Genomic DNA, 23,934 nt, shown 5'->3' with positions numbered 1-23,934 from the left:
GGAGCGGTTTTCCGTCCAGGTCGCGTCGGGACGGGAGGTAGAGCGTTTCCATGAAACGATAAAGCGCCCGGGCAGCCCGGTCTGCCGCAAACCGGCCGCCTAAAATGATAGAATCCATCAGAGGCAGCCGAAAATCGCACGCCCAGATTCGGAATCTCCCTTGACGCCCCGATCCGAAATGGAATAAATATTTCACTGGCTGTACATTTTGGTTCTTTCGTTCCGACAACATCTGGTTCGAGCAGGCAGTTCGGCGTTCCAGCCAGTGGTGAACCGCGTTGGAACGAAATGATATCAGGGAGAGATTCCCCGAGGAGATCGGGGATTCCGGATAGATCGGTGCGACCGGACACCCAAAGTGGAGGAGAGATACAATGAAGAAAATGATTTTGGGCGTCGCTTTCGCGGCGCTGATGAGTTCGTCCGCCATGGCCGCCAAGATCGGCGTGTCGATGGCCAAGTTCGACGACAATTTCCTGACCGTGCTGCGCAACGGCATGATCGAGCAGGCCAAGGGCATGAGCGGCGTGGAGCTGCAGGTCGAGGACGCGCAGAACGACGTCGCCAAACAGCTCGACCAGATCAAGAACTTCGCCGCATCAGGGGTCGACGCCATCATCGTCAATCCGGTCGACACCTCGGCCACGCAGGCGATGTCGGATGCCGCGGCCGCCGCCAAGATCCCGCTGGTGTATGTCAACCGTGAACCGGTGAATGTCGACACGCTGCCTGACAACCAGGCCTTCGTCGCTTCGAACGAGGCCGACTCCGGCACGCTCGAAACCAAGGAGGTCTGCCGCCTGTTCAAGGAAGCCGGCAAGAAGGAAGCCAATGTCTATGTGATCATGGGCGAGCTTTCCAACCAGGCAGCCGTGCAGCGCACCAAGGACATCGAGGAGGTGATCGCAACGCCGGATTGCAGCTTCATCAAGATCATCGACAAGCAGACGTCGAACTGGAACCGCGATGAGGCCCAGAACCTGATGACCAACTGGCTGTCGACCGGCAAGCCGTTCGACGGCGTCATCGCCAACAATGACGAAAGCGCCATCGGCGCCATCCAGGCAATGAAGGCCGCCAATGTCGACATGAAGACGGTTGTCGTCGGCGGCGTCGACGCCACGCAGGACGCGCTCGCCGCCATGCAGGCAGGCGACCTCGACGCCACCGTGTTCCAGGACGCGGCCGGCCAGGGCGCCGGCGCGCTCGACGCGGCATTGAAACTGTCCAAGGGCGAGAAGGTCGAACACAAGGTCTACGTGCCCTTCCAACTGGTGACGCCGGCCAACATCGACAAGTTCCTGAAGAAGAACTGAGCGGCGGAACGGTTCACCTCGGGGCGGCGCTCAAAGGACCGGGCGCCGCTCCTCCTCTCGGCGCTTTGATAGCGCCAGGGGCGACCGCGGCTGACGGAGGATAGACGAGTGGCACAGACATCTCATGGCGTCGGCGGGGTCAGCTATGATGCGAAGAAGCGCATATGGCCGGCGGAATTCAACGTCTTCCTGGCGCTCGTCATTCTTGTCGTCATCTTCGAATTGATCGGCCGCGTCTTTCTCGGCGACAGCTTCCTGTTCAACACCCGCAGCAATGTCGGCGGCCTCTTCAACGAGGCGCGGCTACAGATCATCATTCTGCAAGTATCGATCGTCGGCATCATCGCCATCGGCGTGACGCAGGTTATCATATCGGGCGGCATCGACCTGTCGTCGGGCTCGATCGTCGGCGCCACCGCCATGATCGCCATGAGCTTCGCCCAGGTGGCGACGGTCAACGGCAACCCCAATCCCAAGGCGATGTTCCTGGCTCAGGGCTGGACCGACCTGCCGGTCATCGTGCCGGTGCTGGTCGCCATCGGCTGCGGGCTGCTGGCAGGCCTGGTCAACGGCGCCCTGATCGCCTACACGCGCATTCCGCCCTTCATCGCCACGCTAGGCATGATGGTGACCGCGCGCGGCATCGCCAAATGGTGGTCCAAGGGGCAGCCCATCTCGTTCCCGACCGAGAGCTTCGCCGCCATCGGCAAGGGCCTGATGCCCGTCATCATCTTCCTGTCGCTGGCCGTGCTGTTCCAGCTGATCATGACCTACACACGATACGGCAAGCATTGCTACGCGATCGGCTCCAACGAGGATGCCGCGCGCATGTCCGGCATCAAGATCGCCAACCACAAGATCCTGGTCTACGTCATCGCCGGCATACTTGCGTCGCTCGCCGCGGTGGTGCTGTCTTCCAAGAACCTCACCGCCCAGGCCGGCATGGGCGTGATGTACGAACTCGACGCCATCGCCATGGCGGTCATCGGCGGCGTATCGCTGTCGGGCGGCCGCGGCTCGATCATCGGCACGGTGATCGGCGCGCTGATCTTCGGCGTCATCATCTCCGGCTTCACCTTCCTGCGCCTCGACGCCTACTACCAGGAGATGGTCAAGGGCGTGATCATCGTCGGCGCCGTCGTTCTCGACCAGTGGCGTCAACGCCTGCGGGCATTGAGGGCTTGACCATGTCAAACATCGTCCTGAAGACCGAAAACCTGACCAAGCGCTATGGCGGCGTGCAGGCGCTGGAAGGCGCGAATTTCGAGCTGCGCAAGGGCGAACACGTCGCCATCATGGGCGACAATGGCGCCGGCAAGTCGACTTTCGTGCGCCAGATCACCGCCGTCGAGCAACCGACCAGCGGCCAGATCTGGTTCGACGGCAAGCAAGTCAATTTTTCGGGCCCTATCGAGGCGCGCGAGGCCGGCATCGAGACCGTGTTCCAGAACCTGGCGCTGGCCGACGACCTCGACGTGCCGTCGAACCTGTTCCTTGGCCGAGAAAAAGTGCTGTTCAATCTGGGACCGTTTTCGATCCTGGACCGCCGGGGGATGCGCAAGGCGACCGAAGCGGCGCTGGTGCGCACGGCGGTGAAAATCCCCAACCTGTCGAACACCATCCGCCATATGTCGGGCGGCCAGCGGCAATGCGTGGCGATCGCCCGGACCGCGACCTTCGCCTCCAAGCTGATCATCATGGACGAGCCGACGGCGGCACTCGGCGTGCAGGAGACCGCGCAGGTCGAGAACATCATCCGCACGCTGAAGGATAATGGCGAGCCGCTGATCCTGATCAGCCACAATATGCGCCAGGTGTTCGACCTTTGCGACCGCATCGTCGTCTTCCGGCGTGGCCGCATCGTCGCCAATTTGCGCAAGGAGAACACCGACGGAAACGATATCGTTTCCTACATCACCGGCGCCAAGACCGGAGAGGCCGAACTCGCGGCCTAGGCCGGGCGCGGAGGCGGCGGTCATCGCCTCCCTGTCGATCTTGTCTTGACCGGAAAAACACCTGCGCGCATGACCGGCGCCCCGCCAACCTTCGAACCATTCCCCAGAGGAAATTTCCATGACTCTCCGCTTCGCCCTCCTCGGTGCCGGCCGCATCGGCAAGGTCCACGCCCGCGCCGTCGGCTCCAATCCGCAGGCCAAACTGGTCGCCGTTGCCGACGCTTTCGAGAAGGCGGCGAGCGAACTCGCCACGGCCTACGGCGCCGAGGTGCGCACCATTGATGCCATCGAGAAATCCGGGGACATCGACGCGGTCGTGATCTGCACGCCGACCGACACCCATGCCGACCTGATCGAGCGCTTCGCCAAGGCCGGCAAGGCGATCTTCTGCGAGAAACCGATCGACCTCGACGTCAAGCGGGTCGAGCAGTGCCTGGCCGTGGTCGAGAAGGCCAAGGCGACGCTGATGGTCGGCTTCAACAGGCGCTTCGACCCGCACTTCGCTGCGGTGCGCAAGGCAATCGATGACGGCGCCATCGGCACGGTCGAGATGGTGACCATCACGTCGCGCGATCCGGGCGCACCGCCGATCGACTACATCGCGCGCTCCGGCGGAATGTTTCGCGACATGACCATCCATGATTTCGACATGGCGCGCTTCCTGCTCGGCGAAGAGCCGGTGGCGGTCAGTGCGCATGCCTCGGTGCTGGTCGACAAGAAGATCGGCGAGGCCGGCGATTTCGACTCGGTCAGCGTCATCCTCGAAACCGCGTCGGGCAAGCAGGCCGTCATCTCCAATTCCCGCCGCGCCACTTATGGCTACGACCAGCGCATCGAGGTGCATGGCTCGAAAGGCATGGTCGCGGCCGAAAACCAGCGGCCGGTGTCGATCGAACTGGCCAATGAAAAGGGCTATACCCGCCCGCCGCTGCACGATTTCTTCATGACCCGCTACCTCGACGCCTATGCCATCGAGATTGCGTCCTTCATCGCCGCCGCGACGTCGGGCAAGAAGGCGGCACCGAGCGGGACGGACGGACTCATCGCACTTCGGCTGGCGGATGCGGCGCTGAAATCGGCGACATCAGGCCAGACCGTCCGCCTCGACAAGTAACGACTTAAAGCACAGGAGCAGAGCGATGAGCGCATCAGCCGATCGCAATTCACAAACGCGCGCCATCGTCACCGGCGGCGCACAAGGCATAGGCTTCGCGGTCGCCGAGGCATTGGCGGACGAAGGCTGCCGGGCGCTGGCCCTGATCGGCCGCTCGCAGGAAAAGGGCGGCAAGGCAGTCGCCAGCCTCAAGAAGTCGGGCGTCGACGCGATCTTCATCAGCGCCGATGTCTCCAAGGTGGCCGACTGCAAGCGCGCCGTCGCCACCGCGCTTTCGCATTTCGGCACCATCAACGCCCTGGTCAACGCCGCCGCCACATCCGCGCGCGGCTCGCTGGTGGAGACCAGCGAGGAGCTGTTCGACACTATCTTCGACACCAATGTGCGAGGACCCTTCTTCCTGATGCAGGGCGTGGTGGCGCATCTGCTTGAGAAAAAGGCCCCCGGATCGATCGTCAACGTGCTGTCGATGTCGGCGCATACCGGCCAGTCGTTCCTGACACCCTATTCGACCAGCAAGGGCGCTCTGATGACGCTGACCAAGAATGTCGCCAACGCCTATCGCTTCAATCGCATCCGCTGCAACGCCGTGCTGCCCGGCTGGATGGACACCGAGGGCGAGGATATCGTGCAGAAGAAATGGCATGACGCACCCGACGACTGGCTCGAGAAGGCCGAGGCCGCGCAGCCGATGGGGCAGCTGGTGAAGCCGGACCAGCTTGCCCGGCTGATCAGCTACATGGTCAGCCCGCAATCCGGCGTGATGACCGGCTCGCTGGTCGACTACGACCAGAGCATCGCTGGGGCGTCGCCGGAATAGCGGCCGCGTAAGCGAAACCGTTAACCAGGTCGTCATCCACGGGCGGAGCAAGGAGCGCAGCGACGCGGCGCAGACCCGAGGATCCATGCCGCGACTTCCGGGCCGTCGCTACGGCGCAAGATTCTGCACCGCAGCACTCTCCCGTCTAGGTCGCGGCATGGATCCCAGGGTCTCCGCGACGGAGCTTCGCTCCTGCTTCGCTCTAGAATGACGAAATCGCAAAGGCTCGGCCCTCACCTGAAATTGCTTGCTACCAGGGTACGTGACAAAACCCGCCGCTTCGACTATATGAGCCGCATGATCCACCTGACCGCCACCTATTGGTACTTTAGCAGCTCGCTGGCGGCGGGAGGATTGCGCTCGATCTGAAGATTGCAGCAAACAGTCCGACAAGCCGCCAGACCTGGCGGCTTTTTTGTTTTCAGCCGGCAGGTCTCCCAACCAGGAGCAGAAGCCGTGTTGACCACCACAGACGACCTTCGGGTCAAGGAACTGAGACTGCTGAGCACGCCGGAAGAGGTGATGCGCGAGATACCGCGCTCACTCACGGCGACGCGCACCGTTGCCGCCTCGCGCAACGCCATCCACTCCATCCTGACCGGGGCCGACGACCGACTTGTTGTCATCGTCGGCCCTTGTTCCATCCACGATCCGGTCGCGGCCGTTGACTATGCCAGCCGTCTGGCGGCGCTGCGCGAAGCTCTGTCCGACCGGCTCGAGATCGTGATGCGGGTCTATTTCGAAAAGCCGCGCACGACGGTCGGCTGGAAGGGCCTGATCAACGACCCCGACCTCGACGGCAGTTTCAACATCGACAAGGGGCTGCGGATGGCCCGCAATGTGCTGTCGGCCGTCAACAATCTGGGCCTGCCGGCGGCGACCGAATTCCTCGACATGACGACGCCGCAATACATCGCCGACCTCGTCGCCTGGGGCGCGATCGGCGCGCGCACGACCGAGAGCCAGATCCATCGCGAGCTGGCCTCGGGCCTGTCCTGTCCGGTCGGCTTCAAGAACGGCACCGACGGCAATCTCAGGATCGCCGCCGAGGCGGTGAAGTCGGCCGCGCAGCCGCATCATTTCATGGCGGTGACCAAGGGCGGACGCAGCGCCATCGCGGCAACGACCGGAAACGAGGATTGCCATGTCATCCTGCGTGGCGGCGTTCAGCCCAACTATGACGCGGCAAGCGTCGAGGCCGCCTCGGTCGAACTCGCCCGCATCGGTATCGCGCCCCGCCTGATGATCGATGTCAGCCATGCCAACTCAGCCAAGAAGCCGGAGATCCAGCCCAAGGTCGCGGCTGACGTGGCGGGACAGGTCGCGGCGGGGGACGAGCGCATTATCGGCGTCATGATCGAGAGCAATCTCGTCGCCGGCCGGCAGGATGTCGTGCCGGGCAAGCAGCTCGTCTACGGCCAGAGCATCACCGATGGCTGCATCGACTGGGCGGCCACGGAGACGGTGCTGCACGGCCTTGCCGGCGCCGTGGAATGGCGCCGGTCGGCGCGCCGCGCCTTGATGGAGAGCCGGCAGGGCGCCGCCTGATCCGGTTGGAGCATAAGGGCGGCGTTTCCGGTTTCAGCCCAGGACCACGCCGCCCTAGGGCCCGCAGCGCTCCACCTCACTTGCACGCCTCCGACCCGCGTGTTACATACTGAACCAAATGGTTCAGTATTCCGCGACCCGCCTGGATGCCTCGTTCGCCGCGCTTTCGGACGCCACCCGGCGCGGCGTTCTGGAGCAGCTCGGCCGTGCGGACGCTTCGATCACGGACTTGGCCCAGAAATTCCACATGACCCTCACGGGCATGAAGAAGCATGTCGGCGTCCTGGAGCAGGCGGGACTCGTCACGACGCGGAAGGTCGGGCGCGTGCGGACCTGCAAGCTGGGCTTACGCCGCCTGGAGGAGGAGACCGCATGGATCGAGAGATACCGCCAGCTCTGGGCCGCACGCTTCGACGAGTTGGATAAGGTTATCGAGGAATTGAAACGCAAGGAGGAAGTCGATGGACGCAGGAAGAGCGAGTGAGGCCAAACGCACGACGGTGGAACGGAGGTCCGACCGGGAGTTGGTCGTTACGCGAAGCTTCGACGCGCCTGCGCGCATCGTGTTCGAGGCGTGGACCAAGCCTGAGCTGTTCAAGCAGTGGTGGGTGCCGAAGTCGATGGGCATGTTCCTGCGTTCCTGCGAGATGGATGTTCGTGTGGGAGGCGGGTACCGTTTGGTGTTCGGGCATGACGGCTCGAACCCTGCCGAGTTCTTCGGCAGGTATCTCGAAGTGACACCGCACTCGCGCCTCGTCTGGACCAATGACGAAGGGGGTGAGGGTGGACCCGTCACCACGGTGACCTTCGAGGAAAAAGGCGGCAAGACGCTGCTAGTCATGCGCGAGCTCTATCCCTCGAAGGAAGCCCTCGACGCCGGCGCCGGGGCGGCGGATGCGATGTCCGAGCAATTCGAGCAGCTGGACGAGCTTCTCGCCACGCTGCAGGGCGCCGCCTGATCCGGCCGGCGCCAGAAGGGCGGCGGTCCGGTCTAGCCCGGCATTACGCCGCCCTCAGCCCTTCCCATGCGGTGAACACGGACACCGCGAAGAGCAGCAGCCCGGCCGCCCGGCCGGCAAGGATGGTCGCTCGCGGATTAGCGATCAGCAGCTTGCGGCTGCGGCCGGCCGATATTGCGAGCCCGCCATAGATCGCGGCCTGCGTCAGCACGGTCAGCAGGCCCATCACCGTCGCCTGCATCCAGATCGGGCCGTAGTCCGTTTTCAGGAACTGCGGATAGACGGCAAGGACGAACAGGTAGGCCTTCGGGTTGATCAGGCAGGTCACAAGGCCTTGGCGAAACGCCTTCCATGCCGAGCGGCTGCCGGCGGGCCCGTCGCGACCGACAGTGATGGAGCTGCGCATCAGCGTGATGCCGATGAAGGCCATGTAGGCGGCGCCTGCAATCAACAGCGGCTTGAACAGGATCGGCAAAAAATGCATCAGCAGGCCGACGCCGATCGCGCCGTTCAGCGTGTGCACCATGCCGCCGACCATGATGCCGCCGGTCGCGGCAAGGCCCCTGTCGCGCCCGCCCGTCAGCGCATTGGCCAGCACGAACAGCATGTCCATGCCCGGAACGGCGATGATGCCGAACAGCAGGATAAAGAACAGCCAGAGATTTTCAGCATAGCTCATGTCAGTAGCCTGTCGCCTCGCTCGGCCCAGCCGCAGCGGAACCTGTTGATTTTCAACCCGATACGCGGTTCTGATAGGCCGACGCAACTGACGATGATGTGTCAGTTGTGATCGGCACCGGGTGAGAAAAATGCGCAAGGCGTCGCGCCTGTTCGAGATCATCCAGATCCTGCGGCTGGCGCGGCAGCCGGTGACGGCGGCAATGATCGCCGCGCAGCTGGAGGTGACGATACGCTCGATCTATCGCGACATCGCAGCGCTTCAGGCCATGCGCGTGCCGATCGAGGGCGGGAGGGGCATCGGCTATATCCTGCGCCCCGGCTTCGACTTGCCGCCGCTGATGTTTTCGATCGAGGAGATGGAGGCGATCGTGCTGTCACTGGCGCTGCTGGAGCGCACGGGCGACGACGAGCTCAAGCAGGCAGCCAAGCGCGTCGGCGCCAAGATCGCCGGCGCCGTACCGCCGCCTTTGCGCCAGACGCTCGACGCCAATGCGCTGCATGCGTGGGGATTCGCCGCGCCCTCTGCAGGTGCGATCGACCTGGCGCTGGTGCGCCGCGCCATACGCGACGAGGAGAAGCTCGACCTCTCCTATCGCGACGAGCTTGGCCGCGCTTCCGAGCGCCTCATCCGCCCGATCGCGCTGATCTATTATGCCGAGACCGCCAACATCGTCGCCTGGTGCGAGCTGCGCCAGGCGATCCGCAATTTCCGCAGCGACCGCATCGAGGATTGCCGGCCGACCGGACTGCGCTTCAAGGGCGAAGGCGATCGGTTGCGGCAGATCTGGGTCAATGGGTGGGAAGTCAACGCAGCGGCCGCCGGCTAAACCGACCAGCAGAGCGAACCTTACCTTACATCCACCCAGCGCTTCTCCTCGAACGATCGCGCCATCGCATGCACGGTGCGCTCGATCTCCAGACCTTCGTCGAATTCGATGAGCCGCGCCGGTCTGCCGGCGAGCCGGGTCAGCAGTTCATGGCATTCGATGATCTTGAGATCATTGAAGCCAAGACTATGCCCGGGCGCGGGGACGAACAGGTCGTAGGGCTTGTGCTGTGGCGACACGAGGATGGTGCGATAGCCCTGTTCGGTCGGGCGATCCGATGTGAGGTAGAGCTGGAACTCATTCATCCGCTCCTGGTCGAACAGGATCGAGCCCTTGGAGCCGAAGATCTGGACGGCGATGCGGCCCTTGCGGCCCCAGGCCGAGCGGTTGACCAGAAGCGTGCCGGCGATGCCGTTCTCCAGATGCATCAGCACGGAGGCAATGTCGTAGGTCTCGACCGCGCGGCGGCCGCCGGCGGCCAGCTTGCGGTCGGCATAGGGCTTGGCCATGTCGCAGATGACGCTGGCGACGCGGCCGAACAGGGTCGACACCAGCGACAGCGGATGCACGGCGAAATCATCAAGCGCGCCATAGCCGGAAGATGCCTCGTGCTTCCAGAAGAACAGCGCCTCGGGATCGGCCATGAAATCCTCGTCCATCTCGATGCGCAGATGGTTGACCTCGCCGATGATCTTTTCGTCCAGCAGCGCGCCGATATGGCGGATGGCCGGGCTCTGGATGTAGTTGTAGCCGAGCGCCGCGACCTTGCCGGATTTCTTCGCCGCGGCCGCCATCGCCTCGGCTTCGGCGAAGCTCGGCGCCATCGGCTTTTCGCACCACAAATGCTTGCCGGCCTCGAGAACTGCGATGGCCATTTCCGGATGGAACTGGTTGGGCGTGGTGAGCGAGACGACGTCCACTTCGGGATCGTTGACGACGGCGCGCCAGTCGCCGGACGCCCTGGCGAAACCGAACTCGCCGGCCTTGCGCCTGGCGAGATCCTCATTGACCTCGCCGAGATGGACAAGCCGCGGTTTGGTTATGTCGGGAAAGACGGCGCCGACGGCACTCCACGCGATGGCGTGGCACTTGCCCATAAATCCCGTGCCGATAAGACCGACGCCGACCATTTTCCGTTCCTCCACCGTCATAGATGCTACGTGGATGAATTAGTCCATTTTTGTTCGGAATGGAATGTCTGCCTCATTTTTTATGGTGTTCTTGCGCAGCCTCGCTATGATGGGGCAGAGAGGACGCTTCACCGATGAGCTTGGACGGGCCGACGATGGACGAACGGGTACCTCGCGACTTCGAGACGCTGCGCGCCACGATCCTCGATCGGCGCGAAAGCCTGCCCAAGCGCATCGCCCAGATCGCCGCCTATGCGCTCGACAATCCCGACGATATCGCTTTCGGCACCGCCGCCAGCATCGCCGCCTCGGCCGGCGTGCAGCCCTCGACGCTGATCCGCTTTGCCCAGCAGCTCGGCTTTGACGGCTTCACCAGCCTGCAGCAGGTGTTTCGCGAACGGCTGCGCGAGCGCAACTCCTCCTATGACGAACGGCTGCAGGCGCTGCGCGCCAAGGCCGAGGGCGGCGCCGGCCACCGGGCGATCTTCGACGGCTTCGTCGCCGCCGCCAGCACCTCGCTCAACGACATTTCGCGCACGCTGGACGACGCGCATCTGGAAGAAGCGATTTCCCTGCTGGCCAAGGCACAGACCATCTATGTGCTGGCCAAGCGGCGCTCCTATCCGGTGGCGTCCTACATCGCCTATGCGCTTGGCAAGCTGAAGATCCGCAACCAGCTGATCGAATCAGCCGCCGGCCTCAACGCCGAGATGGTCAGCTTTGCGACGCCCGCGGATGCCGTCGTCGCCATTTCCTTCTCGCCCTATGCGCCGGCCACGATCGAGGAGGCGCGCACGATTTCGGAACAGGGCGTGCCGATCATTGCCATCACCGACAGCTCGTTTTCACCGCTTGCTCAGTTCGCCAGCGTCTGGTTCGAGGTTGCCGAGGCGGATTTTGCCGGCTTCCGCTCGCTATCGGCGACGATGGCGCTGGCCATGGCGCTGACCGTTGGCGTCGGCGAGAAGCGGCGCAACCCCGGCAAAGGGCGCAAGGCCTGAGCGGAAGGCAAAAGGCGATTTTAGATCGGGGAATGCTCATTCCATATTGACTATGGATTGGAATTATTATTTCATATTTTTCGGCGCCACGCTGCCGCTCGCGCGTGTACCCCAACATAACAGGCCCGACGGGAGGTTCCAATGAGCGAAGCCGTGGACGCGAAATACGCTGCGCTCGACGTCATCACCATCGGCCGGGCTTCCGTCGACCTCTATGGCCAGCAGATCGGCTCGCGGCTGGAGGACATCACCTCCTTCGCCAAGTCGGTCGGCGGCTGCCCCGCCAATATCTCGGTCGGCACGGCCAGGCTCGGCCTGCGTTCGGCGCTCCTGACGCGCGTCGGCGACGAGCAGATGGGGCGCTTCATCCGTGAACAATTGAAGCGCGAAGGCGTCAATACCGACGGGCTGAAGACCGACAAGGAGCGATTGACCGCGCTGGTGCTGCTTTCGGTCGAGAGCGAAGGCGTTTCGCCGATGATCTTCTACCGCTCCGACTGCGCCGACATGGCGCTGGCCGAGGAGGATATCGACGAGGCGTTTATTTCCTCGGCTCGCGCGGTCGTCGTCACCGGCACGCATTTTTCCCGGCCCAACAGCGATGCCGCCCAGCGCAAGGCGATCCGCATCATGAAGGCCAAGGGCGGCAAGGTCGTGTTCGACATAGACTACCGGCCGAACCTCTGGGGCCTGGCCGGCCACGCCGAAGGTTTTGAGCGCTACGTCAAGTCCGACCGCGTCTCGGCGCAGTTGAAGACGGTGCTGCCCGATTGCGACCTCGTCGTGGGTACCGAGGAAGAGATCATGATCGCCTCGGGCGCCGACGACTGCCTCAGCGCACTAAAGACGATCCGTTCGCTGTCCCCGGCCACCATCGTCTTGAAGCGCGGCGCCATGGGCTGCATCGTCTATGACGGGCCGATCAGCGACGATCTCGAGGACGGCGTGGTCGGCAAGGGTTTTCCGATCGAGATCTACAACGTGCTTGGCGCCGGCGATGCCTTCATGTCGGGCCTCCTGCGCGGCTGGCTCGGCGGCGAAAGCCTTGCCACGGCGGCGACCTGGGCCAATGGCTGCGGCGCCTTCGCCGTGTCGCGGCTGTTGTGTGCGCCGGAGTATCCGACTTTCGAGGAATTGCAGTTCTTCCTCAAGCACGGCAGCAGGCATCTGGCGTTGCGCAAGGACGAGGCGATCAATCACATCCACTGGGCAACGACGCGCCGGCACGACATTCCCTCGCTGATGGCGTTCGCCTGCGATCACCGGGTGCAGCTCGAGGACGTGGCGGCCAAGACCGGCGCCGATGCCTCGCGCATCGAGGACTTCAAGGTGCTGACGGTGAAGGCGGCGGCCAAGGTCGCCGCCGGGCGCGACGGATACGGCATGCTGCTCGACGAGAGGCATGGCCGCGAGGCGATGTTCGAATTCGCCAGGCATTCCTTTGCCTGGCTCGGGCGGCCGGTGGAGCTGCCGGGCTCGCGGCCGCTGCGCTTCGAATTCTCGCAGGACATCGGTTCGCAGCTCACCGAATGGCCGGTCGACCACTGCATCAAATGCCTGTGCTTCTATCATCCCGACGATCCGCCGGGCTTGAAGGAGGAACAGCAGCAGAAATTACGCGCTCTGTTCGAGGCCGCGCGGAAAGTGGGCAGGGAGCTTCTCATCGAGATCATCGCCGGCAAGCACGGCAAGCTCGACGACACGACCATCCCGCGTGCGCTTGAGGAACTCTATGCGCTCGGCATCAAGCCGGATTGGTGGAAGCTCGAACCGCAGGCATCCGCAGGCGCGTGGACGAAGATCGAGGCCGTGATCCTGAAGAACGACCCCTGGTGCCGCGGCGTCGTGCTGCTCGGCCTGGAGGCGCCGCAGGACGAGTTGGAGGCCGCCTTCGCAGCGACGGCCAAGGCGCCTATCGTGAAGGGTTTCGCGGTCGGCCGCACCATCTTCATCAACGCCGCCGAACAATGGCTTTCCGGCAGGATGTCGGACGACGAAGCGGTTGCCGACATGGCATCGCGCTTCGAGCAGCTGACCGAGGCATGGCTTGCCGCGCGCGGCCGTAAAGCAGCATAAGAAGGCACGGGCACAGGGACTGCGGAGGAAACCAATGAGCAAGACAATCCGCCTGACGATGGCGCAGGCGCTGACCCGTTTCCTGAGCAAACAGAAGACCGAGATCGACGGCGCAAAGGTACCGATCTTCGGCGGCGTCTGGGCCATCTTCGGCCACGGCAATGTTGCCGGCATCGGCGAGGCGCTCTACCAGGTGCGCGACGAACTGCCGACCTTCCGCGCCCACAACGAACAGGCGATGGCGCATGCGGCGATCGCCTATGGCAAGGCCAATTTCCGCCGCCGCTTCATGGCCGCCACCTCCTCGATCGGACCCGGCGCGCTCAACATGGTGACGGCGGCGGCACTTGCGCATGTAAACAGGTTGCCTGTCCTGTTTCTGCCGGGTGACGTCTTCGCCAACCGCGTTCCCGATCCGGTGCTTCAGCAGGCCGAGGATTTTTCCGACGGCACGGCGACGGTCAATGACTGTTTTCGTCCGGTGTCGCGCTATTTCGACCGCATCACGCGGCCGGAGCAGATCATCCCTGCGCTCAACCGCGCCATGGCCGTGCTGACCGACCCGGCCGAATGCGGGCCGGTGACCTTGTCGCTCTGCCAGGACGTGCAGGCCGAGGCCTATGACTATCCCGAGAGCTTCTTTGCCGAACGGGTCTGGCGCCAGCGCCGGCCGCGCCCGGATCGGGCTGAATTGGCGGCTGCGGTTGCAGCGCTGAAGAGCGCACGCAAGCCGCTGGTGATCGCCGGCGGCGGCGTGCTCTATTCTCAGGCCTCGAACGAACTGATGAAATTCGTCGAAGCCGCCGGCATTCCGGTCTGCGAAACGCAGGGCGGCAAATCCTCGCTGCCGGACGATCATCCGCTCAACATGGCGGCGGTCGGCGTCACCGGCACGTCGGCCGCCAACCGGCTGGCGGAAGAGGCCGATGTCGTGCTCGCCATCGGCACGCGCCTGCAGGATTTCACCACCGGCTCCTGGGCGCTGTTCAAGAATTCGGGCAAGACCATCATCGGCTTGAATGTGCAGCCTTTCGATGCCGGCAAGCATCGGGCATCGCCGCTGGTCGCCGACGCGGCCGAAGGCTTGGCCGAACTCGGTGCCGCGCTGAAGGGTTGGAAGGCGCCTTCCGCCTGGACCGACAATGCGGCAGCCGGCCAGAAGGAATGGCAGGCCGAAGCCGCCAAGGTGACGGCGTCGACCAATGCCGCCTACCCTTCCGACGCGCAGGTGATCGGCGCCGTGCAACGCGCCATGGGCTCCGGCGTGACGCTGCTCAACGCCGCCGGCGGGCTGCCGGGCGAATTGCACAAGCTTTGGCAGGCCGGCGCGCCCGGCTCGTATCATGCCGAATACGGCTTCTCGACCATGGGTTACGAGATTGCCGGCGGGCTCGGCACCAAGATGGCCAAGCCCGGGGAAGAGGTCGTCGTCATGATCGGCGACGGCTCCTACCTGATGCTCAATTCCGAGATCGCCACCTCGGTGATGCTCGGCCTGAAGCTGACCATCGTGCTGCTCGACAACAGGGGTTTTGGCTGCATCAACCGGCTGCAGATGGCGACCGGCGGCGCCAACTTCAACAATCTCCTGAAGGATGCGCGCCACGAGGTGTTGCCCGACGTCGACTTTGCCGCGCACGCTGCGAGCATGGGGGCGATCGCCGAGAAGGTTTCGTCGATCGCAGGGCTGGAGACGGCGCTGGCTCAGGCGAAAGGCAACGACCGCACCACGGTACTGGTCATCGACACCGATCCGCTGGTCTCCACCGATGCCGGCGGCCACTGGTGGGACGTGGCGGTGCCGGAAGTCTCCGAGCGCAGCCAAGTGAACGCGGCGCGCAAGGTCTATGACGAGAAGCGGCGGATGCAGAGCGTCGGCGATTGATCTCGGCGCTGCCCACCCCCTACCTCTCCTTGTGGGGAGGTCGGACCGAAGGTCCGGGTGGGGTCTGGCGCCGCACCCCCACCCGCTGCTTCGCAGCGACCCTCCCCACAAGGGGAGGGTGAACAAGAACCGGAGTGACGACTTGAAAGCCAAACTGGGCATGTCCCCCATCGCGTGGTGGAACGACGATCTTGCGGAACTCAGCGACGACGTGTCGTTGGAGGAGTGCCTACGCCAGTCGCGTTCGGCCGGCTTCACCGGCATGGAGATGGGACGGCGCTTTCCCAAGGACCCCAAGGTGATGCTGCCGATCCTGAAGGCGGCTGACGTCACACCGTGTGCGGCGGCTGGTTCTCGGGCACGCTGGTCGACGAGGAGATGAGCAAGAACAAGGATCGCATCCAGCCGATGATCGACCTGTTCAAGGCGGTCAACGCGCCTTGCATCGTCTATGGCGAGGTTGGCCGTTCGATCCAGGGCGACCGCTCGAAGCCGCTCGCCACCAAGCCGAAACTCTCGAGCGACGAGATGAAGGCCTATGCCAGGCGCCTGACCGAATTCGGCGAATGGTGCGCCGAGCAAGGCATGCCGCTTTCCTATCATCACCATATGGCGGCGGTGGTCGAGACCGAGGCGGAGCTCGATGCCTTCATGCGCCATTCCGGAGCGGGCATTCCGCTGCTGCTTGACGCTGGACATCTGGCCTTTGCCGGCGGCGATGTGCTGCGCGCCATCGACAATCACCACAAGCGCATCAGCCATGTGCATGTGAAGGATGTACGCATGGGTGTGATCGAGAAGCTCGACCGCACGAGGCAGTCCTTCCTCGATGCGGTGGCTCTCGGCGCCTTCACCGTGCCGGGCGACGGCTCGCTGGATTTCGGCGCCATCGTGCAGCGTTTCGCCGACCATGGCTATGAAGGCTGGTTCGTGGTCGAGGCCGAACAGGACCCGAAGAAGAACCCGCCGCTCAAGATGGCGCAGGTGGGCCACAAGGAGTTGATGCGGGTGATGACGGCGGCCGGCTACACGGTCGAGACCCAGGGCTTCCCCGATGTCTGATCGGGTTCTCGCCAGGCCGGGCTTGCTGTAGGTTGCCGCGATGAAAGATTCCGAGCACCCCTTCTTCCGGCCCCTATGGCGGCGTGTCGCCGTCGTCGCGGTCTGCGTCATTTGGTCGATCATCGAATTCGCGAGCGGCACGCCGTTCTGGGGCGTGATCGCCCTGGGCTTCGCCGGCTATGGCGTCTGGCAGTTTTTTTATCTCTATAAGCCGGCGGAAGAGGTTAAGCCTCCGGCCGAGCCCAAGGAATAAACGGTCCATGGTGCGCAGAAGGCTTACGGGTCGGGCACTGTATGCATGACAGATAGCGTGCCTGGGAGATCGGGCGAAACGCCTCTCGCTTCGTCATCCTGGGGCGGAGCAAGGAGCGAAGCGACGCGGCGCAGACCCCAGGATTCATGCCGGGCATCAAAACAGCCGCTGCGGTGCAGAATTCCGCTCCGCCGCGCCCTTCGGGTGAGGTCACGGCATGGATCCTAGGGTCTTCGCGACGGAGCTTCGCTCCTGCTACGCCCTAGGATGACGAAGTTGGAAGGCTTCGACCACACGGCTTGGCTTCGCAGGCTTTGTAGCAAGCCAAAGGAATAGGAGAGACAGAATGTCGAAGCTGCTGGTCAAAGCCGACAAGGGCCATGGCCGTGTCGCGCATGTCACCCCGCAAAGCGCCGGGTGGACCTATGTCGGGTTCGACCTGCACCGGCTGGAACCGGGCGAAACGGCTTCGGGAACAACGGACGATCGCGAAGTCTGCCTGGTGTTCGTCACCGGCAAGGGCACGGTCACGGCCGGCGGCAAGGATCTCGGCCTGCTTGGCCAGCGCATGTCGCCCTTCGAAGGCAAACCATGGTCGGTCTATGTGCCGCAGGGATCGGACTGGTCGGTGACGGCTGATAGCGGACTGGAACTGGCGGTCTGCTCGGCGCCGGGATTGAGCGGCGGCCTGCCGGTTCGCGTCATCGGGCCTGACGACCTCGGCCAGGAGGTGCGCGGCAAGGGCACCAATACGCGCTACGTCACCAACATCCTGCCCGAGGGCAAGCCGGCCGATTCGCTGCTGGTGGTCGAGGTCATCACGCCCGGCGGCCATACGTCGAGCTATCCGCCGCACAAGCACGACCAGGACAATCTGCCTAACGAATCCTATCTCGAGGAAACCTATTATCACCGCCTCAACCCGCCGCAGGGCTTTGCTTTCCAGCGGGTCTATACCGACGCCGACAAGGACGGCTCCCGCGCGCTGGACGAGGCGATGGCGATCGAGGACGGCGACGTCGTGCTGGTGCCCAAGGGCTATCACCCCTGCGCGGCTTGCCATGGCTACGACCTCTACTATCTCAACGTCATGGCCGGCCCGAAGCGGACGTGGAAATTCCACAATGCGCCCGAGCACGAATGGCTGATGAAGGCCTGACCGTTGCGCGTTCACGGCTGAACCTGTTGGTCCAGATCAGAAAAATCGTCGGCTAAGGACCGGCGGGGTCGATTTGCCTTCGAAAACCCTTCAAAGCTTCGTCAATCCGTCATGGAAATCACCTATGGCAACGGGCTGACGAGGATTTTCGATGCGCTACGCCATCTACTTCACCCCCCGGCAGGACGAAAAATTGGCACGGATCGCCGCCAACTGGCTGGGCCGTGACCCCTTCGGCGCCACGACGCGACCGGCGGAGGCGGTGGGCGAATTGTCGGCGGCGGAAGTCGCCTTCCACACCGCATCGGCACGGCGCTATGGTTTTCATGCGACGCTGAAAGCCCCTTTCCGGTTAGCGGCCAACGAAACCGAAGCCTCGTTGCGCACAGCGCTCGACGCCTTTGCCGAGGCGACGCCGGTTGTGATGATCCCGCGTCTCGTCGTCAGCCAGATCGACGGTTTCTTCGCACTGGTGCCGGAGGCGCCATTGCCTCCGCTCAGTCGCTTCGCCGATGACGTGGTGCGCGATTTCGACCGCTTTCGCGCGCCGTTGACGGAGGCCGAGATCGAGCGGCGCAGCCCGGACTCGCTGAAGCCGGGCGAATTCCGCAATCTCTGCCAATGGGGCTATCCTTACGTCTTCGAGAGCTTCCGCTTTCACATGACGCTGTCCGGCAGGGCCGGGCCACAGGATAGCCCTCGTCTTCGCCTGGCAATCGAGGGCCTGTTCGCCGAGGTGCTGCGCCAGCCGGTTCCGGTGGACGCACTGACGTTGTTCATCGAGCCCGAACCCGGCGCCCCGTTCATGGTGCTTTCCCAACACGCGCTCGGGCGCCGTCCGGCCAGAAAAACCGCCTGAAGCAACAAGCCGTAAAGGCCAAAAAACCAAGGACTGCCTGAAATGACCGCCGAGACCATTCTGAGCAACGCCCGCATCGTTCTTGCCGACGAGATCATCGACGGCTCGCTCGTGATGCGTGACGGTCTGATCGCCGACATATCCGCCGGCGCCGTCCGAGCCGGCGAGGACATGGCTGGCGATTTCATCATTCCGGGGCTGGTCGAGCTGCACACCGATCATCTCGAAGGCCATTATGCGCCGCGGCCGAAGGTGCGGTGGAACCCGATTGCCGCCGTGCTCGCCCATGACGCGCAAGTGGCGACGGCAGGCATTACCACCGTGCTCGATGCCTTGCGTGTCGGCATGGACGAGGATGCCGATCTCAACGCCGCCGACATCCGCAAGCTCGCCGATGCGATCGAGGACAGCGTGCGGATGGATCGGTTGCGGGCCGATCATTTCATCCATCTGCGCTGCGAGGTCTCGGCGCCGGATTGCCCCAGGGCCTTCGCCAATTTCGAGACGGACGAACGGGTGAAGCTCGCCTCGCTGATGGACCATGCGCCAGGCCAGCGCCAGTTCGTCAACCTCGAAACCTACGCCTACTACTATCAGCGCAAGCTGAAGCTGACCGATCACGATTTCCAGAAATTCTGCGAGAAGCGGATGGGCGAATCGGCCCGGAATTCGGCCCCGAACCGCGTCTTCATCGCCGCCGCCTGCCACGAGCGCGGCATCGTGCTTGCGAGCCATGACGATGCGACGACGGGCCATGTCGACGAAGCCATCGAGCAAGGCGTGCGCGTTGCCGAATTCCCGACCACCGAGGAGGCCGCCAGAGCTTCGAAGGATGCCGGGCTCGGCGTGCTGATGGGCGCGCCCAATGTCATGCGCGGCGCCTCGCATTCGGGCAATGTCTCGGCGCGCACGCTGGCCAGCGACGGCCTGCTCGACATATTGTCGTCCGACTACATCCCCTTCAGCCTGATCCAGTCCGCCTTCTTTCTCGGCGACGTCGTCGATAGCATTTCCCTGCCGCAGGCGGTGGCAATGGTATCCAAGAACCCGGCTGAGGCCGTCGGTCTTTCCGATCGCGGTGTCATCGAAGAGGGCCGCCGGGCCGACCTGGTGCGCGTGCGCCTCGACGACCACGTTCCGGTGGTGCGCACGGTCTGGCGGCAAGGGCGGCGGGTCGCATGATGGTGTCGGCGTTGATCGAGCGTGAACTGTCGGCCGAGGCGTTTCCGATACGCGACGGCGTCTTTGTTGCCGTGGTGGGCCCGAGCGGCGCCGGCAAGGATACGATCATCGGCCATGCCAAGGCGCTCTTCGCCGACGAGACGCGGCTGGAATTCGTGCGCCGCGTCATCACCAGACCGAGCGACACGGCAAGCGAGGATCACGACACGCTGGCCGATGCCGCCTTCATCGAGGCCGAAGCCGACGGCGCCTTCGCCGTTTCCTGGGAAGCGCACGGCCTGCGCTACGGCCTGCCGGCCGAGGTCGATTGGGCAGTGGCCAACGGCCATGTCGCTGTCGCCAATGTATCGCGCGCGATCATCCCTGCCTTGCGGGAGCGCTATGCCAACCTGGCCGTCGTCGAGATCACCGCTTCGCCCGATGTGCTGGCCGGGCGGCTGGCGATGCGTGGCCGCGAGTCGCGCGGGGAGGTTCTGGCACGCCTGGCGCGAAGCGCCCCTGTGACGCTCTCCGGACCCGGCGTCACCTCAATCGACAATAGCGGTTCGCGCGAAGCGGCAGGCGAGCGCTTTGCCGAGGTGCTGCGCAAGGCGATGGCATTCTCCGACATGTCGGGGCTGATCGACTAAAGGTGTTGATGGTCAGGTGGCGCCCGCCTGACCTGAATATCGAATGCGCCTTCGTTCTATGCCGCGTGCCGGTCGTGATCGGCACGACGCGTGCCGGCCGACGGCGTTGCCGAAGGTTGTGTCGGCGCGTCCAGAACCGCGACGTGATGGCGGTACACCATTTCCCAGCCTTTCCAGCCGGTAAACAGCAGGATGCAGACAACGATCAATGAAAGCAGCACTCCCCATAGGCGAACTGCCGCTTCGGCGCCTTGGCTGTAGCGAAGATAGAAATTGATCAGCGCCAGAACGACGGCGGTCAAATTGCCGACCATGTGGTACCAGGCGTCCGTCAGGGCGCGGATGCGCGGCTCGCTCAGGAAATCGATAAAGCCGGCAATCGCCGCCAGGAGAGCCATGACGATGGCTGCTCCAATCAGCCACATCGACGCGCGTGCCCAAAAGGCGTCGGCAGTCCCCCAGAACATCAGATCGGTGAGAAACGCGCCGACAAGGAACGCAACAGGAAAGGGAATGAGCATCGGATGGATGGGATGACCTCCCACCTTGGCGGTGCTTAGCGGATTGGCGGCCATGACAATGCCTCCGAATAGAAAAGCTTTGAACAACGCCCAGACAAGGGTTTCGTTCCAATCCGGATGGAAGCTCGCAAGATCGTTTTCGCGACGCCGTCCCCCTTTGCACTCAAGTCACTTGGGGCCGCACAGATACGGCTGACAATAGATCGAGCGGAATTGCGGGCCGGCGAGATAGAGCGGCGTTATCTTTCGACGGCCACGGCGGATGGCGGCTTTTTGCCCCTGACTATTCCGCCGCTGCGCCGGCGATGCTCTTGCGGCTGGCGTCGACCATGCGCCGCCGCGTGCGGAACACGCCCCATTGCTGGTCGATCAGCACGCCGATGAGGATGACACCGCCCATCACCGCGAAATTGAGCGAGGACGGGATGCCGAGCAGATTGACGAGGTTCTGCAGCTCCTGCAGCAGCACGGTGCCGAGGATGACGCCGATCAGCGAGCCCTCGCCGCCGCGCAGCGAGAAGCCGCCGAGCACGGCCGCGGCAATGGCGTAAAGCTCGTAGAACTGGCCGTGGCTGGCCGGCGAGATGGAGCGCGTGTACATGGCGAAATAGATCGCCGACAGCGCCGTCAGCACGCCGCAGATGACGTAGGCGGCCATGACGACACGCCCGGTACGGATGCCGGAATATTTCGCCGCCTCCTCGTTCTTGCCGATGGCGTAGAGATAGCGGCCGAACACCGAGCGGTGCAGCACCACCCACATGACGATGGCGATGACGATCAGGGCGAAGAAGGAGTTCGGCACGCCCCAGGAGCGGCCGGCGGTCAAGAATTCGAGCTCCGGGAAATTCTGGCCGAAGGCGAAGCCGGCGGTGCCGTCGGCGGTGTAGAAGCGGGCGACACCGCGATAGATCAAAAGGCCGCACAAGGTCACCACGAAGGGCTGCAATTTGAGCCGCGTGATCAGCCAGCCATGCGCCAGGCCGATGATGGCACCGAGCACCAGGATGAGTACGAAAGCCAGCGGCCATTCCATGCCGCGCACGGCGATGAAGTCGATGAACAGCGTTCCCAGCAGCGCCACCAGCGAGCCGACCGACAATTCGATGCCGCCGGTGATGATTACGAAGGCCTGGCCGATCGACAGGATGCCGAACAGCCCGATCAGGTTCGAGGTGTTGGCGAGGTTGATCGGCAGCAGGAAGCGCGGATTGATGATGGCGACGATGGCGCCGACCACCAGGATCAGGATCAGCAGGCCGAGATCTTTCTTGCTCATCATCTTCTCCCCAATGCCGGCCCGAGCGCTTCCGCGGCGCGGCGGCAGAATTATTTCGGCTGCTTGCCTACCGCCAGCAGCAGCACGTTTTCCTGGCTGAACTGGTCCTTGTCCAGAATGCCCGAGATCTGGCCCTCATGCATGACGGCGATGCGGTCGGACACGCCGATCACCTCCTCCATGTCGCTGGAGATCATCAGCACGGCGACGCCGGCGTCGGCCAGCGCACGCATCAGCCCGTAGATCTCCGCCTTGGCGCCGATGTCGATGCCGCGCGTCGGCTCGTCGAGGATCATCACCTTGGGGTTCATCGCCAGCCATTTGGCCAGCACGACCTTCTGCTGGTTGCCGCCCGACAGCGTGCCGGTGCGCGTCTGCACCGAGGGCGCCTTGATGCCGAGATCTTTTTTCTGCTTCTCGGCGGTTGCCGTTTCGGCGCTGGTCGACACCAAGGAGCGCTTGGCATGCGCCGGCAGGTTGGGCAGCGAAATGTTCTGGGCGATCGAAAGGTCGAGCAGGATACCGGTCAGCTTGCGGTCCTCCGGCACCAGGAAGATGCCGTGCGCGACGGCATCGGCCGCCGAGCCCAGGGAGAGCGGCTTGCCGGCGAGCTCGAGCGTGCCGCCGAGGCTGCTTTCAATGCCGAAGAACACCCGCGCCAGCTCGGTGCGGCCGGAACCGACAAGGCCGGCAAGGCCGAGGATTTCACCGCGCCTGACGTCGAGATCTACCGGGCGGCCGGGATAGGTCGGGGTGCGGATGGCCTTGGCCGACAGGGCGACGGCGCCGGGGGCGCGGGCCGCCTCGGAAGCCTTCTCGCGCTCCTTCAGCATGCGGCCGATCATCAGCTTGACCATCTGGTCGTGGTTGATGTCGCGCTTGGGCAAGGTGCCGGCCAGCATGCCGTCGCGCAGCACGATGACGCGGTCGGCGACGCGCTCGACCTCGTGCAGGCGATGCGAAATGAAGATGACGCTGATGCCGTCCGCCTTCAGCGCCTTGATGACGTCGAGCAATTTGTCGGTCTCGGCGATCGGCAGGCTCGATGTCGGTTCGTCGAGGATGACCAGCCTTGCCTTGATCGACAGCGCCTTGGCGATCTCGACCATCTGTTGCTGGGCGAGCGAAAGTTCGGCGACAGGCGTGTCGGCGGAGAAATTGGCGCCGACGCGCTTCAGGAGCGGCGCCACCATGGCGCGCAGCCTGGCGCGGTCGACGAGCCTGAGCGGCCCGGCGCGCAGCGGTTCGCGGCCGAAGAAGATGTTGGCTGCGACGTCGAGATTCTCGAAGAGGTTGAGTTCCTGGTGGACGAAGGCGATGCCGGAGCCAAGGCTGCCCTCGACGCTCAGGCCGTCATGGGCGGTGCCGTCGACGGTGACGGTGCCGCTGTCCGGCCGCGTCACGCCGCCGAGGATCTTCATCAAGGTGGATTTGCCGGCGCCGTTCTCGCCGACGAGACCGATGACCTCGCCCGGCCTGACCTCCATCGAGAAGCCGTCGAGCGCGACGACGCCCGGATAGGTCTTGCGCACGTTCTCGAGACTGAGGAACGGGGTGGTCGCGGCGATGGATGTGTCGGAATAATTCATCATGCCTGACAGCGTTGGCGGGCCGACCTCTTGGCAGACTGACTGGCCTCGAAGGGTTCGTCAATGCGAGAGCAGCCGGCCCAAGCGAC

The 23,934-nt window shown here is 64.0% G+C and carries 23 protein-coding genes and 1 pseudogene; 19 read left to right on the top strand and 5 right to left on the bottom strand.

Annotation, left to right across the window (positions count from 1 at the left end; genetic code table 11):
* Window positions 1–374 precede the first annotated feature (374 nt).
* The 9 genes from ACIU1A_RS29645 (at window position 375) to ACIU1A_RS29605 (ending at window position 7,712) form a co-directional block, all read left to right on the top strand.
* Window positions 375–1,316, top strand: coding sequence for a sugar ABC transporter substrate-binding protein (locus tag ACIU1A_RS29645; protein ID WP_140491233.1), 942 nt, complete (start codon window positions 375–377; stop codon window positions 1,314–1,316).
* Between the two features lie 108 nt (window positions 1,317–1,424).
* On the top strand, window positions 1,425–2,501 hold the full coding sequence (locus tag ACIU1A_RS29640) for an ABC transporter permease (RefSeq protein ID WP_140491235.1): 1,077 nt from the start codon (window positions 1,425–1,427) through the stop codon (window positions 2,499–2,501).
* A 2-nt stretch (window positions 2,502–2,503) separates the two neighbouring features.
* Window positions 2,504–3,271, top strand: a complete 768-nt coding sequence (locus ACIU1A_RS29635; protein ID WP_140554576.1) for an ATP-binding cassette domain-containing protein — start codon at window positions 2,504–2,506, stop codon at window positions 3,269–3,271.
* A 118-nt stretch (window positions 3,272–3,389) separates the two neighbouring features.
* Window positions 3,390–4,385 carry an inositol 2-dehydrogenase gene (iolG, locus tag ACIU1A_RS29630; protein ID WP_404925947.1) on the top strand — a complete coding sequence of 332 codons (996 nt, stop codon included), beginning with the start codon at window positions 3,390–3,392 and terminating at the stop codon, window positions 4,383–4,385.
* 25 nt (window positions 4,386–4,410) lie between these two features.
* The gene (locus ACIU1A_RS29625) at window positions 4,411–5,205 is read left to right on the top strand and encodes an SDR family oxidoreductase (RefSeq protein ID WP_140582962.1); all 795 of its coding nucleotides are present in this window, start codon (window positions 4,411–4,413) and stop codon (window positions 5,203–5,205) included.
* 207 nt (window positions 5,206–5,412) lie between these two features.
* Window positions 5,413–5,574 carry a hypothetical protein gene (locus ACIU1A_RS29620; RefSeq protein ID WP_404925946.1) on the top strand — a complete coding sequence of 54 codons (162 nt, stop codon included), beginning with the start codon at window positions 5,413–5,415 and terminating at the stop codon, window positions 5,572–5,574.
* An 87-nt stretch (window positions 5,575–5,661) separates the two neighbouring features.
* Window positions 5,662–6,753, top strand: a complete 1,092-nt coding sequence (locus tag ACIU1A_RS29615; protein ID WP_140676519.1) for a 3-deoxy-7-phosphoheptulonate synthase — start codon at window positions 5,662–5,664, stop codon at window positions 6,751–6,753.
* A 118-nt stretch (window positions 6,754–6,871) separates the two neighbouring features.
* Window positions 6,872–7,237 (top strand): helix-turn-helix transcriptional regulator, encoded by a 366-nt coding sequence (locus tag ACIU1A_RS29610; protein ID WP_140563547.1) that lies wholly within the window; start codon window positions 6,872–6,874, stop codon window positions 7,235–7,237.
* The gene (locus ACIU1A_RS29605) at window positions 7,215–7,712 is read left to right on the top strand and encodes an SRPBCC family protein (protein ID WP_140517729.1); all 498 of its coding nucleotides are present in this window, start codon (window positions 7,215–7,217) and stop codon (window positions 7,710–7,712) included. The genes ACIU1A_RS29610 and ACIU1A_RS29605 overlap by 23 nt, the downstream gene beginning before the upstream one ends.
* Before the next feature lie 43 nt (window positions 7,713–7,755).
* Here ACIU1A_RS29605 and ACIU1A_RS29600 read toward each other — a convergent pair whose 3' ends face one another.
* Complete coding sequence (locus ACIU1A_RS29600) at window positions 7,756–8,391, bottom strand: LysE family translocator (RefSeq protein ID WP_140561739.1); 636 nt, start codon at window positions 8,389–8,391, stop codon at window positions 7,756–7,758.
* Between the two features lie 130 nt (window positions 8,392–8,521).
* Between ACIU1A_RS29600 and ACIU1A_RS29595 the strand changes: the two genes are divergently transcribed.
* Window positions 8,522–9,220, top strand: coding sequence for a YafY family protein (locus ACIU1A_RS29595; RefSeq protein WP_140625516.1), 699 nt, complete (start codon window positions 8,522–8,524; stop codon window positions 9,218–9,220).
* Window positions 9,221–9,240: 20 nt separating this feature from the next.
* Here the strand turns inward: ACIU1A_RS29595 and ACIU1A_RS29590 are convergent, their stop codons facing one another.
* The gene (locus tag ACIU1A_RS29590; RefSeq protein ID WP_404925945.1) at window positions 9,241–10,350 is read right to left on the bottom strand and encodes a Gfo/Idh/MocA family protein; all 1,110 of its coding nucleotides are present in this window, start codon (window positions 10,348–10,350) and stop codon (window positions 9,241–9,243) included.
* Window positions 10,351–10,505: 155 nt separating this feature from the next.
* Between ACIU1A_RS29590 and ACIU1A_RS29585 the strand changes: the two genes are divergently transcribed.
* From ACIU1A_RS29585 to phnN, 9 genes and pseudogenes are all read left to right on the top strand, one after another.
* Window positions 10,506–11,351, top strand: a complete 846-nt coding sequence (locus tag ACIU1A_RS29585) for a MurR/RpiR family transcriptional regulator (protein WP_181165350.1) — start codon at window positions 10,506–10,508, stop codon at window positions 11,349–11,351.
* A 141-nt stretch (window positions 11,352–11,492) separates the two neighbouring features.
* Window positions 11,493–13,427: a 5-dehydro-2-deoxygluconokinase gene (gene iolC, locus ACIU1A_RS29580; RefSeq protein WP_404925944.1), complete on the top strand. Its 1,935-nt coding sequence runs from the start codon at window positions 11,493–11,495 to the stop codon at window positions 13,425–13,427.
* A gap of 34 nt (window positions 13,428–13,461) precedes the next feature.
* Window positions 13,462–15,312, top strand: coding sequence for a 3D-(3,5/4)-trihydroxycyclohexane-1,2-dione acylhydrolase (decyclizing) (gene iolD / locus ACIU1A_RS29575; protein ID WP_404925943.1), 1,851 nt, complete (start codon window positions 13,462–13,464; stop codon window positions 15,310–15,312).
* A gap of 142 nt (window positions 15,313–15,454) precedes the next feature.
* Window positions 15,455–16,374: pseudogene (iolE, locus tag ACIU1A_RS29570) on the top strand (myo-inosose-2 dehydratase).
* A gap of 40 nt (window positions 16,375–16,414) precedes the next feature.
* Window positions 16,415–16,627: a DUF3329 domain-containing protein gene (locus ACIU1A_RS29565; protein WP_140563559.1), complete on the top strand. Its 213-nt coding sequence runs from the start codon at window positions 16,415–16,417 to the stop codon at window positions 16,625–16,627.
* A 346-nt stretch (window positions 16,628–16,973) separates the two neighbouring features.
* Window positions 16,974–17,786: a 5-deoxy-glucuronate isomerase gene (gene iolB, locus ACIU1A_RS29560; protein ID WP_140524146.1), complete on the top strand. Its 813-nt coding sequence runs from the start codon at window positions 16,974–16,976 to the stop codon at window positions 17,784–17,786.
* 151 nt (window positions 17,787–17,937) lie between these two features.
* Entirely contained in the window at window positions 17,938–18,645 is a 708-nt protein-coding gene (locus ACIU1A_RS29555; RefSeq protein WP_404925942.1) for a DUF1045 domain-containing protein, read from the top strand.
* A gap of 42 nt (window positions 18,646–18,687) precedes the next feature.
* On the top strand, window positions 18,688–19,827 hold the full coding sequence (locus ACIU1A_RS29550; protein WP_404925941.1) for an alpha-D-ribose 1-methylphosphonate 5-triphosphate diphosphatase: 1,140 nt from the start codon (window positions 18,688–18,690) through the stop codon (window positions 19,825–19,827).
* On the top strand, window positions 19,824–20,456 hold the full coding sequence (gene phnN, locus ACIU1A_RS29545) for a phosphonate metabolism protein/1,5-bisphosphokinase (PRPP-forming) PhnN (protein WP_181167588.1): 633 nt from the start codon (window positions 19,824–19,826) through the stop codon (window positions 20,454–20,456). The genes ACIU1A_RS29550 and phnN overlap by 4 nt, the downstream gene beginning before the upstream one ends.
* Window positions 20,457–20,512: 56 nt before the next feature.
* Here the strand turns inward: phnN and ACIU1A_RS29540 are convergent, their stop codons facing one another.
* The 3 genes from ACIU1A_RS29540 to ACIU1A_RS29530 form a co-directional block, all read right to left on the bottom strand.
* Window positions 20,513–21,031: a DUF2231 domain-containing protein gene (locus ACIU1A_RS29540; RefSeq protein WP_404925940.1), complete on the bottom strand. Its 519-nt coding sequence runs from the start codon at window positions 21,029–21,031 to the stop codon at window positions 20,513–20,515.
* 229 nt (window positions 21,032–21,260) lie between these two features.
* Window positions 21,261–22,256, bottom strand: a complete 996-nt coding sequence (locus ACIU1A_RS29535) for an ABC transporter permease (RefSeq protein WP_404928033.1) — start codon at window positions 22,254–22,256, stop codon at window positions 21,261–21,263.
* Window positions 22,257–22,306: 50 nt separating this feature from the next.
* On the bottom strand, window positions 22,307–23,845 hold the full coding sequence (locus tag ACIU1A_RS29530) for a sugar ABC transporter ATP-binding protein (protein ID WP_140517789.1): 1,539 nt from the start codon (window positions 23,843–23,845) through the stop codon (window positions 22,307–22,309).
* Window positions 23,846–23,934 lie beyond the last annotated feature (89 nt).

Source organism: Mesorhizobium maamorense (assembly GCF_044998965.1).
GTDB lineage: Bacteria > Pseudomonadota > Alphaproteobacteria > Rhizobiales > Rhizobiaceae > Mesorhizobium.
This window is presented reverse-complemented; position numbering and strand designations above follow the sequence as displayed.

Excerpts from the sequence above, each read along its gene's own strand:
- ACIU1A_RS29645 (WP_140491233.1), top strand. The coding sequence starts at position 375 with ATGAAGAAAATGATTTTGGGCGTCGCTTTCGCGGCGCTGATGAGTTCG.
- ACIU1A_RS29635 (WP_140554576.1), top strand. The coding sequence starts at position 2,504 with ATGTCAAACATCGTCCTGAAGACCGAAAACCTGACCAAGCGCTATGGC.
- iolG (WP_404925947.1), top strand. The coding sequence starts at position 3,390 with ATGACTCTCCGCTTCGCCCTCCTCGGTGCCGGCCGCATCGGCAAGGTC.
- ACIU1A_RS29625 (WP_140582962.1), top strand. The coding sequence starts at position 4,411 with ATGAGCGCATCAGCCGATCGCAATTCACAAACGCGCGCCATCGTCACC.
- ACIU1A_RS29620 (WP_404925946.1), top strand. The coding sequence starts at position 5,413 with ATGACGAAATCGCAAAGGCTCGGCCCTCACCTGAAATTGCTTGCTACC.
- ACIU1A_RS29610 (WP_140563547.1), top strand. The coding sequence starts at position 6,872 with ATGGTTCAGTATTCCGCGACCCGCCTGGATGCCTCGTTCGCCGCGCTT.
- ACIU1A_RS29605 (WP_140517729.1), top strand. The coding sequence starts at position 7,215 with ATGGACGCAGGAAGAGCGAGTGAGGCCAAACGCACGACGGTGGAACGG.
- ACIU1A_RS29600 (WP_140561739.1), bottom strand. The coding sequence starts at position 8,391 with ATGAGCTATGCTGAAAATCTCTGGCTGTTCTTTATCCTGCTGTTCGGC.
- ACIU1A_RS29595 (WP_140625516.1), top strand. The coding sequence starts at position 8,522 with ATGCGCAAGGCGTCGCGCCTGTTCGAGATCATCCAGATCCTGCGGCTG.
- ACIU1A_RS29590 (WP_404925945.1), bottom strand. The coding sequence starts at position 10,350 with ATGGTCGGCGTCGGTCTTATCGGCACGGGATTTATGGGCAAGTGCCAC.
- ACIU1A_RS29585 (WP_181165350.1), top strand. The coding sequence starts at position 10,506 with ATGGACGAACGGGTACCTCGCGACTTCGAGACGCTGCGCGCCACGATC.
- iolC (WP_404925944.1), top strand. The coding sequence starts at position 11,493 with ATGAGCGAAGCCGTGGACGCGAAATACGCTGCGCTCGACGTCATCACC.
- iolD (WP_404925943.1), top strand. The coding sequence starts at position 13,462 with ATGAGCAAGACAATCCGCCTGACGATGGCGCAGGCGCTGACCCGTTTC.
- ACIU1A_RS29565 (WP_140563559.1), top strand. The coding sequence starts at position 16,415 with ATGAAAGATTCCGAGCACCCCTTCTTCCGGCCCCTATGGCGGCGTGTC.
- iolB (WP_140524146.1), top strand. The coding sequence starts at position 16,974 with ATGTCGAAGCTGCTGGTCAAAGCCGACAAGGGCCATGGCCGTGTCGCG.
- ACIU1A_RS29555 (WP_404925942.1), top strand. The coding sequence starts at position 17,938 with ATGCGCTACGCCATCTACTTCACCCCCCGGCAGGACGAAAAATTGGCA.
- ACIU1A_RS29550 (WP_404925941.1), top strand. The coding sequence starts at position 18,688 with ATGACCGCCGAGACCATTCTGAGCAACGCCCGCATCGTTCTTGCCGAC.
- phnN (WP_181167588.1), top strand. The coding sequence starts at position 19,824 with ATGATGGTGTCGGCGTTGATCGAGCGTGAACTGTCGGCCGAGGCGTTT.
- ACIU1A_RS29540 (WP_404925940.1), bottom strand. The coding sequence starts at position 21,031 with ATGGCCGCCAATCCGCTAAGCACCGCCAAGGTGGGAGGTCATCCCATC.
- ACIU1A_RS29535 (WP_404928033.1), bottom strand. The coding sequence starts at position 22,256 with ATGAGCAAGAAAGATCTCGGCCTGCTGATCCTGATCCTGGTGGTCGGC.
- ACIU1A_RS29530 (WP_140517789.1), bottom strand. The coding sequence starts at position 23,845 with ATGAATTATTCCGACACATCCATCGCCGCGACCACCCCGTTCCTCAGT.